The sequence below is a fragment of the Kamptonema formosum PCC 6407 genome, from assembly GCF_000332155.1.
Taxonomy (GTDB): Bacteria; Cyanobacteriota; Cyanobacteriia; order Cyanobacteriales; family Microcoleaceae; genus Kamptonema; species Kamptonema formosum.
In genome coordinates, this window is record NZ_KB235905.1 from 724 (window position 1) to 12,578 (window position 11,855).

Genomic DNA, 11,855 nt, shown 5'->3' on the forward strand with positions numbered 1-11,855 from the left:
AAGATTTTAAAAGGCCCGTTGCTTAAGCCTGACCATAAAGGCAAAGTCAATAAATACCGCAACTCCGAAGGCCGCAAAGCTCCGATCACTTTCCTCAAAGTATCGCTTCACTTCTGGGGGAAAGTGTTGGCACGATGGCAAGGTGTCCCCTTGTCAGAAAACACAGCAGTGCAAGAGGGTGAAGCTAAATTCTTTTGGCCCTGGGTACAAGAAAGTCGTGCCGATGTAGTCCTAGCTGAGGGAGAGAAAAAAGCAGGGTGTCTGCTAACTCTTGGTCACGCGGCGATCGCTCTCCCTGGTATCTCAATGGGATGGCGCGTAACGGACAGAGATTTTGATGGGAAGGCGATCGCACGGGAATTGCACCCCGACTTGTTGCCCTTCGATGACGGGCGCTCCATTACGATCGCTTTTGACTACCGCCCCGGTGACTGGTTCGAGTCTCCTGAATTTAAAAACGCGGCCATCCTTGCCAGACTCTTTAAAAAGTCCACAGTCAAGATTGCCAGACTACCGGGCCCGCAGAAGGGCATTGATGATTTTGCAGTTGCCGGGGGAGATGTCGATCGCGTCCTGGCTCTTGCCGAAACTGTCCAGCAATTGCAGGATGAGCGCCTGTGGCGTTCTTATAGGGGCTTCTCCCCCGACAAAGTGGTAAACCAGCGTTACCTCGACATAGAAGCGCCTGAAGAGGGCAAAATCACAGCGATTAAATCAGGACTTGGCACGGGCAAAACTCAATACTTAGCGGACAAGGTTAGACCGCAGGCTGGCAAACAGATTAACATCGGCTACCGGAACAGCCTACTGCTACAGATGGCTCAAAAACTCGATAGCTATCATCTAGACGCTCACGGCGGCTACCAGATGATGAATGACCCTGAAGCCAGACTTAGCCTCTGTTGGGATTCACTACTGAAAGTTTTGGGCATTACCCTTGAAGATGCAACCTTGATTCTTGATGAAGCCTCAAGCAGTATCAAACACTTACTCACTAGCAGCACTTGTCGGGATATTCGGCTTTCTCTTCTGGATTATCTCAAAGCGATCGCCCCTAGCGTAAATCGGGTGATAGCCCTTGACGGCAACCTTTCGGACTCTGTGACTGACTTTCTGGCTGAAGTCTTCAAAATGCCAGTGGTGAAAATTGAAAATCAATTTAAGGGCGATACACCGCCTGTCACTTTCCTTGAGCTTCCCAATGGTAGACAACGCCTAGTCAAAGCTGAGTTTGAATGGTTAGCTTACCAAATTCTTAATTCACCATGCCCCGCAGTTGCGACAGACTCGCTCAGGGATGCTGAAGCTCTAGCCAAACGACTTAAAGATGAAGGGCGCAAGGGCATTTTACTCACCAGCAAAACCGCTGTAGAGGAATGGGCTAAAGAGTTTCTGGCTAACCCTGATGAATATATCAGACGGCACAAGCCAGAGTTTTTTATCTACACCCCCACCGCAGAAAGCGGCCTCGATATCAGCATCAAGGATTATTTCTCAGACTGTTTCTGCTGGTTTGGTGGAGTCATTGGTGTTGATGAGTGTTTCCAGATGTCACGCCGGGTAAGGCATCCTGAGCGGCTAATCATCTGTTGCCCTCAACGCAAAATTAAACCGAAGTCTGACGGTGACTTTCCAAGCCTGCTCATAGAATTTATCGCCGAGCAAGCCACCGCTGAAGCTGGATTGCTTAGCCCAGAAAGTCAGATAGAGGCGATCGCCTCTCAAATCAATTCGTCTGAGACGAAAGCTTGGGCAAGAATCAAAGCTAAGGACAATGTGGAAAGTCGCAACCTTCAACGCTTTTTGTTTAAACGCTATGTGGAGGCAGGTTTCTCAGTCCAGCGTGTAGCCCTTGAGGGACTTAAGTATGTTGATGAGTATCACCAGGCAAAAGTTTTCTGCAAGGAAACTGAGGCGAAAGAGATTTTCAATGCTGAGGACATTACCCTAGCTGAAGCCCTTGAGATTGAGCGCAACTTCAATGCTCGTTGGCCAGACCGCTGCAAAGCACTCAAAGCAAAACTCAAGGCACGGCTACCAGGCATTGAGGATACTGAGCTTTGGACTTGGGGATTTATTTATCGCGTCCGCTTCACAGACCGGGACTTACTTAATCAGCTTGAGGCTGACTGGCTTTTTAAAAACACAGAGGATGCAGAGTACCTGCAACGGCAAAAGTGGAAGCGCGAGTTTAAAACTTTCCTCCCAGACCTGAGCACTCGTTGGCTAAAGCTTAAGGTGCTCTCCCGGTTGGGCATCGACAAATTTCTAGCCCCTGGTGTTGCCTGGAGGAATGACTCGCCAGAAGTTGAGGAGCTGGTCAGGCAGTGCCGCAAAAAATCAGTGGCGGCCTTGTTGGGGCATCCTGGCAAGCTTTCACCCATTCAGTACCTCAACCGGCTACTAAAAATTATTGGTGCTCAGCTAATTGGTACTCAAGTCCGCGACGGCGGCGATCGTTTCTGGGAGTATCGCTATCAAGTCGGGCCTGAGTTTAAAAAGTCCAGCCGCCCCGAAAACTGGGATGACCTTTACCCGCTAGTCTGCCAAAAAATGACTGAAAAAGTTCAGGGGCTCAAAATGTCTGAATCCCTTACCGTGATTGATTCAGAGGTTGTCACAGCTCCCCCCTTGAATATACAAAATACAGCCGAAGCTGTGACAGAAAGCTCAGCTAATCCCACAGAAAAAGTCTGGGGTGTGGCCCGCGAACTAGCGGACGTGGCGGCGCGGGTAGCTGAGGGAGCGATCGAAGTAGCTACAAACTGCTTGAGGCAAGTGATTGAGAGCTTCGGAATCGACGAAGTGTTTGCCGCGCTTGATGGCTTGCCAGAGCATCAGCGGTTAGCGGTTGAAGGTCTAGGTTAGAGGGCCCTGACCCACCTTCCCAGAAAGCCCCAATAGTGGCCCAATTACCGTGAGGAGTTGAGAGCATGACTTTGAAGATTGACAGGCACGGTCAAGCCTCGGTGTTGACCCCAGGTGAAATTGAGTTGCTATTTAACGATGGGTTCCTAACCGATCGCGATCGCACCTTATTCGGCGTGTGTCTATTTTCAGCTTGCCGCATTGCCGAAGCCTGTTCGCTGCTGACCAGGGATGTCTACGCCCCCAATAGCCGGGTTAGACCTGAGCTAATCATCCGCAAAGCCAACACCAAAGGCAAACTCGGAACCCGCACCATCCCCGTCATCGAAGACCTGCGATCGCTCCTGGGAGCTTGGCAACCACACGCCGGGGTAACTTATTTATTCCCAGGCCGCCATAGAGCGCATCACTGGCGACACCTGCACCCAGAAGCCGCCAGCCGCATCTTGAGGGAAGCCACCGAACGGGTAGGCATGGAAGGATTTAGTACCCACAGCTTCCGCCGCACTGCCTTAACCCAAATGAGCAACGCTGGCATCCCCTTGCGAGTAATTCAAAAACTCAGCGGCCATCGTTCGCTTGCCGTCCTGCAAGAATATCTAGAAGTTTCAGACTCCCAAGTTCGGGGTGCAGCGTCCGCGCTTTCGGCTCTGGGATACGTCAGAAAATATCCGTTTTCTGACGCACAGCTAGAACTCTCTACCCTGCCGTCGCTTAGGGACAAAGAGGATGTGAAAGAGCCGGGTTATTGCGAACACCCCCCTGCTAGTTGGGAATAGAAGCACGAAAATTGCCTAGCGGGTTGTGTCGCCAACCAGGGTTCTGAGGCGATAGTTGGGGATATCACATGACACAAGTGATTAAAATTGAGGGGCGAGAGTAGCCTGTGTTAGAGTAAAGGCAGGGAGTCACATGACACAAGTGATTTAGCTTAATAGACTAGAATATCTGACCGCCGCCCGAAATTGTACAAAAACGTCCCCCGGTCAATCGCAACTTTCCAGCCAGACCGCTCAACCATTTTCCCCAATTTCGGAAAAACAGGAGATGCCATGCGAGGAATCGTCTAACCCCAGCTCGCCGAATCACTTGTCACGGGGAACTCCTTAATAAAGACACGATCCGTGTGTCAAGTGGTTGACAGCACATATATTTAGTTTTAAGATAAATGAATCACTTGTCACAAGGCAATAAGCATGATTAGTCTTGAAACCATCTTAAGGCATTTACCAAAACTGGGAGTTTGGGAAGTGTCGGAAGGTCTTGAATTGTGGAAGCAAAAACTCCCAGTTGAGAAGGGGATTTACTTTATCTTGTTTTCAGACAAGATTCTCTATATTGGTTCTTCTCGAAATCTTCGTACAAGAGTTTACGAGTCATTACGTAGTTGTTGAGCGCGAAAAAAGGGGGCTTTATGCCTAACCCAAATGGAACAGCGGAAAACTTGACAAAATTTCAGCCACAGTGGAGGCAGGGCAAGACACAAACCATTCGAGTGCCGATCGCTCTAGTAGACCAGGTGCTTGCCCTCGCCCGAAAGCTAGACGGCGGTGAATCGCTTGACACAAGTGAAAAGACTACAGAGCTTTATGAGCGAGTGGGTAAATTAACTCGACAATGCGAACAGTTACAGGCAGAATGCGCTAAAGCTGTCGCATCACTTGACACAGCAGAAGACACGATAGCAGACTTAAAGAATGAGGTCGCGAACCTTAAGAGCGTGCAAGCGACTTTTTCACATGACACAAGTGAAATAGATACCATAAAGGCATCGCAACTTTCCAACCAGGCCGCGCCGCAAGATTCCGAAATTTTGGAATTGCCAGACGCGGCAACCCTACTCAATCAGCTCAAGAGCAGGCGTAAGAAATCAAAAACCGATTTGCAAGATGTGGAGGCAATTTTAGAGCTGTTGCCAGAGATGCCAGCACAACAGTCACAAACTCAAGCTCAGCTACCCGACCTGTACGCGGCGAGGGACAAGCTTTTTGAGATGCCATCCTTGGGCGGCTGGAAACTTGAGAAGGGAGAGAAGCGCACACGGTTCTGGGCTTTTGCCGAGGCTCTGATCGAAGAGGTTTCAAAGCTCAACCCAGACTACAGCATCATCCAGCGGTTGCAGTCTGACCTTAAACAGGAGCGAGAATACTCACAGGGGATAGCACACGGGATGAGTGAAGAGTTCCGTAAAAGGGTGCAACTTGAGAAAAAAGTGGGACTCAGAAGGTAAGCGACTGACAAAAATACAGCGATCGGGAACGCGGCCCCGATCGCCAATTCACATAGGTATTGTGTTTATTCTACACTATGCCCGTTGAATTGCGATCGACATTCAATCTTGCTTTTCACACTACGCCAACGGGATTCGACCGGAAAGTGATTCCGTACAGAATCGTTTTTCGCTGCAACTGGCAATGGCGGCCTTGTCGCACTTGGTGAATTCACCACCCCAGCTCACAGGATCGCCCGATAAGAATTCTAACCATTCACACTATCACATCACCCCATTAGATAGAAGCTTCAGAGCGGGGGCAATTGCAGATTTAATATTTGGTGTGATGGTGTGAATAGTATAGTGCAAATTGATAGCAACGTAGGAATTGATTGAGTACAAAATCACTACCACGTTATCGCTATTCTTCAAAGTAAGAACAAAAGTTTTAGCAAACCAGGAACCAAGAGTTTATTGGTTGTGGGTATCGGGAATAACTATATGTGTGCTGAAAACACCAAAATACAGGCGATTTGACACTCGACTCGACACTCGACTCAGACACCTGACAATAAAATAATTGTGGTAAATTTGACTAATCTGGTAGCAAAATTAGGGCAATTGATTGGGAGTAAAAACAAATGAGCCAAGCCTCATGTATTTTAAAGATGGTGTAAAGTATTCAAAGAAATAGAGGACAAAATATGCCAAACATCATAGAGGGAGTTCAAAAGGGATTGCGTCGAATAGGAGATGCGGCAAAAAATGCCCGCGTCGATTATGACATTAATCCTTTCAATGATTCAAAAGTTGGAATATCTGTTCGCAGTGGCAGACACCAACTAAATATAGGGATAGGGGTAGATGCTGAGCAGGGGGCAGGCGAAGCAGACAAACTAGGAGAGATAGGCATTAATGCAAATGTCTCAAGAGACGGCGTTGGATCAGTAGGTATTGGAGTCGGCATTGGGGGCAAAAGCGGATTACTCCCCGACCCCGAATTAACAATAAAGAATGCACAAGATATCAGCGTCAATAATCCCAACAATAAGCCCAGGATTAACCAGCCAACAGAAGGGCTCAAACCTCTAACGGCATATCGAATGTTAACCCCACGCGAAAAACAGTTATTTGATTGTATTCAAAATGGCGGCGGGGATGCCTGCAATAAAAAGTATGGGGAAAGTCCACAGGCAAATGCTTCTGGTAACAGTGGTGGCAACAGCAATGAAATATCGCTCAACTTTGGCGATCCCTATATTGGGCTAGGTGAATTTTGAGCTTACTGGATAGGTGCGCTGTATCTTAGATATTCTCAATCAGGTACGAGCGGCCCTCCCCAGATAACTTTGGTATCGCTTCCCAGCCAAAGCGGGTACAAATTTAGTAGCTGAGTAGCCCGTCTCCAGATACCTTTGGAACAGGGCAAAATTAAGCCTCTGACGTGGATATTGGATGTGGATACTGATGTTTGCCCCGGTGAGTCCACTATTACCCTTCACCACCCGAACGCACGCCACACCACAAACCACCACTCCACAACTCTTCACCAGTGGAGCTTCCTCTATCCCCAAAAACTATGATTTTCTCTATCTTCTCCGTTGGTGGAGAGGCTGCTCTGAGGTTTTTGCTCTGGACTGCAACCTAAGCCTACCCATACCCAATTTCTTGCAGCGCTAAGATGGGTTACAGAGATTATAGGTAACTTTATGGGTAAGTTGGCGATCGCAAAAAACGGTAAGGTTGAGCTGCCTTCTGGGGAAACATTGAAGGTAGGGTCTAGGCAATGGTTTGAGTGGTTAGAAGCCTTAGATACTAAGTCTTTCAGGGTTAGCAGCAACGACGGGAACGGCTACACTTGCCGCAAGGAAAGGGCTAAGGGCTACTGGTATGGCTATCGGAAAGTGGAGGGAAAATTACGCAAGCGTTACATGGGAAAATCAACGGATCTGACTAGGGCGCAGCTCAATAAAATCAAGGAATTGCTGAGAGTACCGACTTCGCCTAAGTTACCCAAGGGCGTGAGCGAGCAGCCGTTAGACCTAAATCAAGAGCTAGGGAGCCAATGGGGTAACTTGCAGGCTGAGAATCTGAGCCTAGAGAGCAAACCTCTTGAGCTAGTGAATCAAAAGCTCAACTGTGAGAAATGGGGCGATATGGTTTTTGAGATAGTTTGCTATGTCCAGATGCTAAACGATAAGCTTTCAACTGAAGATTTTCCACATACAGGCCTGTTTCTGGCTAAAGCTAGGGGGGTGCTTGCTGAGATTGACACTCAAGCGGCCCTTGAGTCTGGGTTGAGACACCCCAAAAGAAGGTTTTGAGCTCCCCGAAAATTCGGGGCGAGTTCCCTCGCTTTCTTATTGAAAGAAGACGAGCAACTTTTACAGGAAAAACAAGGGGTTGCGGAACTTGAAAAAGATGAGCTTCACTTCAATAATTTTTCTCTGCGGTTGTGGGAAAGTTGATCGAAGACTCGCTGGTGTACAGCTCGGTCTATCCACATCTGATAGGTTTCTGTGTGGATCTTGAGGCTATGTCCCATTTGCTTAGCGGCCAAGCTAACGTCTAGCCCAAACTCAACGGCACGACCGGCCCAAGCGTGCCGCAGGTCGTAGGCGTGAAATGGGATCTGGCTGCGGTGAAAAAAATGCCCAACTCTCGCGCCATAAGCCGAATGTTCTTGGCCGGGGGCGCAATCTGGCAGATGGATTTTATCAAGCTCCCAAAGGTTAGCCCATTCTGGCCAGAGGGGCCAGACGAAACGGGAACCGCTTTTTCCCCTCAAGACTGTGGCGATGGGGAAGTCTTCAAAGTCAAGGAAAAATGCTTCGTGGGGGCGCAGACCGTAGGCGGCGATTACGCCGTAGATCCATCGCCAGCCGGGATGTTCTATTTTTGAGAACTTGAGGATGGTGGCCTCATTGGGGATGTCACGCGGATTAACTTTCTTAGCAGAGTAGGAGCCGATTATTGGGGCGGTGTCAATGGTGGTGTCCGCAAATGAGGCCAGTTGTTGATAAGCCAGACAATAGCGGCGGCGTGTCCGGGTGTTGGGCTTGGTTTGTGAAATAGTTTTGTTCAGTAGATCGGTGGTGAGGATGGCATCTGGAGGCAAGCGCTTGAATGGTTGCTCGTAGTCGGTTTTCCAGCTAACGGGCTTGACTGGGTTATTTTGCGATCGCCAAAGGGTAAATTTCTCGATCCACTCGCGAACAGTTCCCCTTTGGGGTGCGACAGCAGGCAAGTAGGGTTCCCAAGAGAACTGTTTGCAATCGAGCAGCGCCCCCACTTTTCGAGCTTCTTTCTCAGCTAGGGCAAGCCCTGCGGGGTTTTTGTGGTAGCCAAGTGAGATTCGCTGTTGATGGGGGAAGGGCTTGGTAGATCCGGGCTTTGGGGGGAGGGTAGCGCGGAGTCGAAGGCGGCTCCCGGAAGCTTCGACGGCTACGCCCACGCAGGCGGCTTTGAGCCTTTGGTTTAGTTGATCGAGCTTGTCCTCTGGTGTCATAGAATTTTCCCTGATTTCCTTGGGGCTTTGTACAAGCAAGTTCGCACAGGTTCAATACAAGTCAAATACAAGTCAAATACAAGTTCGATACAAGTCAAATACAAGTTCGATACAAGTCAAATACAAGTTCGATGCAAGTCAAATACAAGTTCGATGCAAGTCAAATACAAGTTCGATGCAAGTCAACTGTGGCCGTTGCTTTGGTTGCGCTACTGTTCTCAAAACAACTAACCCGGCTCATCACTAACCCTCGGAATCCCCCAGGGGTCGATACCGTTTTCCCTGAGCAACCGCTCGTAGTAATCGCGCTCCGATCGAATTTCGTCTTCGGCAGCGTAAGCGTTGCCTAAGATTTCAAGGTCGCGCTGGAGTTGTTGAACGCGCTGACTGAGCAGTTCGTTACGCTCTTCTTCGGTGCGGGTAATGCCAAAAGCGCTATCAAAGCGGCGTTCTAGGGTTTCGGTCATCAGTCCCATACAAAGGGCTAAGGCGATTTTGTTCCCCCGGTGAGCTTGCCATTGCCAGTAAGCGCTGGCAATTTCTAGCGGTACGGACAGGAACCGACTTTGCCCCCTGCTACCAGTCTCAGATGCGATTTCGATTTCTTCGCGCTCAAAAATCGTACCCGTATAACCTTCTCCCAGTAAGCTTTTTAGGGCGTTTGAGCGCAAAAAATCGGACACATTACGTCGAGACAATCCCACTGCTTCAGCCACTTGTGTTTGGCTCATCCGATAGCTGCCGTCAGGCAACTGAAACCCATCGACGGTTAGGGAGCCTATTTGCACTGTGGCTCGGACGGCTCTAACTGATTCGCTCACATTTTTCACTCCTGAATAAAAATGCGATCGCCTTCCAGCACAAAGTAAATGGCTGCACAGGAGGGCAAAGCAGAGCGGCTGGCGAGAGGGAGCGATGGAAGAGTTAGAGGGTTATTTACTGATGGGTTCACCTTTAATCCTCCCTGCTTCCTCTGCTCTTTGCAATCCCTCCTCAACCAAAATTAGCGCCATTTGCGATACAGACCTTCGCTCTAAGGATGCCAACTGCTCAAGTTTTGTCTTTAGTTCAGGTGGAGGATAAAACGCCACTCTGGGTGATTTCGCAGGACTCATGGACGCTGCACAGTTTACAACCATGCCATTTTACCTCTCGTTAGATTTCTTTAGATAAATCTAGCACACTTTGACCTACTTCGTGCTACCATAGCTGAAAAGCAAAAACGCCTAACCCCCGGCGCTGATAACACCAGGGGCTAGACTTCTCACTCGCTGGACTTTCCCCAGCAAAGGAGCAAACTCATTATGACCAAAACTGGCTACGGCCGGCGCATTGATTCTCTTAGGGAGCAAGCAGCGCGGCTGGGCATCTCAAAAGACGAGGCCCGCAAGCAGGGCAACCTGTCAAAAGTTGTGACTTGGGAAAGAGCGATCGCTCACGCCCTCAAAACAGCCCCAATGCAACTGGCAAGATTGCCACAATCCCCGACGCGGCTGTTGAACCCGCCGAAGATTATCTGTCCCACCTGCTTAGGGCGCGAGCCGCTGTGCGATCGCTGTGGCGGCAAAGGCAAAATTTTCAATCTTGTCCGGTTTCGCTTGCGGTACTTTGGCACATCCCGACTCCCAGAGGGGGTGCTGCCATGAATAGGCGCAACTTCTTTACTGCTCTGACCTTAGCTCCTTTGGCAGGTCTAGAGCTTGCACCCAAGGCGGCTGCCTCAATCAACTGCGACGGAGAGATCGGGCTCACCTTGGCTCCATCAACGGGTCTAAAACTTGCACCCTCACCCATTCGGGAAGCTCCATCACCTAAATTCTGGTTTGGAGATCGCGTATCTTATCTCTGGCCTGACGAGCAGGACAGCAGCATACAGCAATCCGAAGATGGTGAGGTTGTAGGCGTATGCTGGCATCCCTTAGATAAGCAATGGCAGTACAGCGTCATCTGGCTGAGTTCTAGTCTTTACACCAAAGACTTTTACCCTTATTTTGATAACCGACCTGTGCTAGAAGACGAGCTGGCGAGACTTTACTCAGAAGGCGAGTTGGCGAGACTTCACTCGGAGGTAAAAGCATGAGCTATCAAGTAATCACCGAATTAACTTGGGGGCAGCAGCCCAGGGGTGTCAACACTAAGCCCTGGTCTGAGAATGAAGAGCTCTACTCAGCAGGCTCTCTGATTATCGAGGTCGTTGATACGCTCTGCCACGCAGAAATCAACGAAGCTTATCTAGAGTCTTTGCCAGCAGTGTTTGAGCGCCTTGAGCAATCAAATTGCAACCCAGTAATAAACCTTAATCAATTTTTGATTTTGGCCTAGATACCCCTAGATCGGTTATTTTATTCTGTGTGCAGGTGAGTTAACCATCATCGGTGAAGTGATTCGTTAGCCAAAAGGAAACGGCCTGTCAACATTTTAACCCAAACGACAGACCGATGAATATATCATACAATCAAATGAATATATCATACAATCAAAAATCAAAAACAGAAAGTTATATTCAAGATTATTTTCAAGATTGGTTAGACTCTGGCGTTGACCCTGAAATCATTAACCTCAACGTAGAGGCGATCGCCGGTGCAGACTTATTTCGCCACCTTTGGCCCGACGCAAAGTACATCAATAGAGGCATCCTCAACGCCAAGTACAAACGTTGTTGGGATGAGTGCGTAGGTTTTGACGGCTCCTCATTGACAGAAGCCTGGAAATGCGGTGCCCGTATCAAGATTTTAAAAGGCCCGTTGCTTAAGCCTGACCATAAAGGCAAAGTCAATAAATACCGCAACTCCGAAGGCCGCAAAGCTCCGATCACTTTCCTCAAAGTATCGCTTCACTTCTGGGGGAAAGTGTTGGCACGATGGCAAGGTGTCCCCTTGTCAGAAAACACAGCAGTGCAAGAGGGTGAAGCTAAATTCTTTTGGCCCTGGGTACAAGAAAGTCGTGCCGATGTAGTCCTAGCTGAGGGAGAGAAAAAAGCAGGGTGTCTGCTAACTCTTGGTCACGCGGCGATCGCTCTCCCTGGTATCTCAATGGGATGGCGCGTAACGGACAGAGATTTTGATGGGAAGGCGATCGCACGGGAATTGCACCCCGACTTGTTGCCCTTCGATGACGGGCGCTCCATTACGATCGCTTTTGACTACCGCCCCGGTGACTGGTTCGAGTCTCCTGAATTTAAAAACGCGGCCATCCTTGCCAGACTCTTTAAAAAGTCCACAGTCAAGATTGCCAGACTACCGGGCCCGCAGAAGGGCATTGATGATT

General features: G+C 49.2%; 14 protein-coding genes. 9 read left to right on the forward strand and 5 right to left on the reverse strand.

Annotated features, from left to right (window positions below):
- The 4 genes from OSCIL6407_RS0128180 to OSCIL6407_RS0128200 all read left to right on the forward strand — a co-directional run.
- Nucleotides 1-2,868, forward strand: a 2,868-nt coding sequence (locus OSCIL6407_RS0128180; RefSeq protein WP_019487955.1) for a plasmid replication protein, CyRepA1 family, incomplete at its 5' end; no start/stop codon positions are given.
- Nucleotides 2,869-2,933: 65 nt separating this feature from the next.
- Nucleotides 2,934-3,647, forward strand: a complete 714-nt coding sequence (locus tag OSCIL6407_RS31365; protein ID WP_019487956.1) for a tyrosine-type recombinase/integrase — start codon at nucleotides 2,934-2,936, stop codon at nucleotides 3,645-3,647.
- Between the two features lie 635 nt (nucleotides 3,648-4,282).
- Nucleotides 4,283-5,098 carry a hypothetical protein gene (locus OSCIL6407_RS37395; protein WP_007357477.1) on the forward strand — a complete coding sequence of 272 codons (816 nt, stop codon included), beginning with the start codon at nucleotides 4,283-4,285 and terminating at the stop codon, nucleotides 5,096-5,098.
- A 686-nt stretch (nucleotides 5,099-5,784) separates the two neighbouring features.
- A complete protein-coding gene (locus OSCIL6407_RS0128200; protein ID WP_019487959.1) occupies nucleotides 5,785-6,360 on the forward strand; it encodes a hypothetical protein in 576 nt (191 codons plus the stop codon).
- 39 nt (nucleotides 6,361-6,399) lie between these two features.
- On the opposite strand, the gene OSCIL6407_RS36570 is transcribed toward OSCIL6407_RS0128200, so the two are convergent.
- Nucleotides 6,400-6,630, reverse strand: a complete 231-nt coding sequence (locus OSCIL6407_RS36570; RefSeq protein WP_148288960.1) for a hypothetical protein — start codon at nucleotides 6,628-6,630, stop codon at nucleotides 6,400-6,402.
- Nucleotides 6,631-6,789: 159 nt separating this feature from the next.
- Between OSCIL6407_RS36570 and OSCIL6407_RS0128205 the strand changes: the two genes are divergently transcribed.
- The gene (locus OSCIL6407_RS0128205; RefSeq protein WP_007357473.1) at nucleotides 6,790-7,404 is read left to right on the forward strand and encodes a hypothetical protein; all 615 of its coding nucleotides are present in this window, start codon (nucleotides 6,790-6,792) and stop codon (nucleotides 7,402-7,404) included.
- Between the two features lie 104 nt (nucleotides 7,405-7,508).
- Here OSCIL6407_RS0128205 and OSCIL6407_RS0128210 read toward each other — a convergent pair whose 3' ends face one another.
- The 4 genes from OSCIL6407_RS0128210 to OSCIL6407_RS0128220 form a co-directional block, all read right to left on the reverse strand.
- Nucleotides 7,509-8,588 (reverse strand): site-specific integrase, encoded by a 1,080-nt coding sequence (locus OSCIL6407_RS0128210; protein ID WP_007357472.1) that lies wholly within the window; start codon nucleotides 8,586-8,588, stop codon nucleotides 7,509-7,511.
- Nucleotides 8,589-8,815: 227 nt separating this feature from the next.
- A complete protein-coding gene (locus OSCIL6407_RS0128215; RefSeq protein WP_007357471.1) occupies nucleotides 8,816-9,409 on the reverse strand; it encodes a hypothetical protein in 594 nt (197 codons plus the stop codon).
- Between the two features lie 5 nt (nucleotides 9,410-9,414).
- Complete coding sequence (locus OSCIL6407_RS37980; protein ID WP_267879572.1) at nucleotides 9,415-9,540, reverse strand: hypothetical protein; 126 nt, start codon at nucleotides 9,538-9,540, stop codon at nucleotides 9,415-9,417.
- Complete coding sequence (locus tag OSCIL6407_RS0128220; protein ID WP_019487960.1) at nucleotides 9,521-9,727, reverse strand: ribbon-helix-helix domain-containing protein; 207 nt, start codon at nucleotides 9,725-9,727, stop codon at nucleotides 9,521-9,523. The genes OSCIL6407_RS37980 and OSCIL6407_RS0128220 overlap by 20 nt, the downstream gene beginning before the upstream one ends.
- 165 nt (nucleotides 9,728-9,892) lie before the next feature.
- Here OSCIL6407_RS0128220 and OSCIL6407_RS0128225 point away from each other — a divergent pair, with 165 nt between their 5' ends.
- The 4 genes from OSCIL6407_RS0128225 to OSCIL6407_RS0128240 all read left to right on the forward strand — a co-directional run.
- The gene (locus tag OSCIL6407_RS0128225; protein ID WP_007357469.1) at nucleotides 9,893-10,234 is read left to right on the forward strand and encodes a hypothetical protein; all 342 of its coding nucleotides are present in this window, start codon (nucleotides 9,893-9,895) and stop codon (nucleotides 10,232-10,234) included.
- Nucleotides 10,231-10,668, forward strand: coding sequence for a hypothetical protein (locus OSCIL6407_RS0128230; protein ID WP_007357467.1), 438 nt, complete (start codon nucleotides 10,231-10,233; stop codon nucleotides 10,666-10,668). The genes OSCIL6407_RS0128225 and OSCIL6407_RS0128230 overlap by 4 nt, the downstream gene beginning before the upstream one ends.
- Nucleotides 10,665-10,910: a hypothetical protein gene (locus OSCIL6407_RS0128235; RefSeq protein ID WP_019487961.1), complete on the forward strand. Its 246-nt coding sequence runs from the start codon at nucleotides 10,665-10,667 to the stop codon at nucleotides 10,908-10,910. Before OSCIL6407_RS0128230 ends, OSCIL6407_RS0128235 begins: the two co-directional genes overlap by 4 nt.
- 137 nt (nucleotides 10,911-11,047) lie before the next feature.
- A partial coding sequence (locus OSCIL6407_RS0128240) for a DUF3854 domain-containing protein (protein ID WP_456077499.1) occupies nucleotides 11,048-11,855 on the forward strand: 808 nt, incomplete at its 3' end.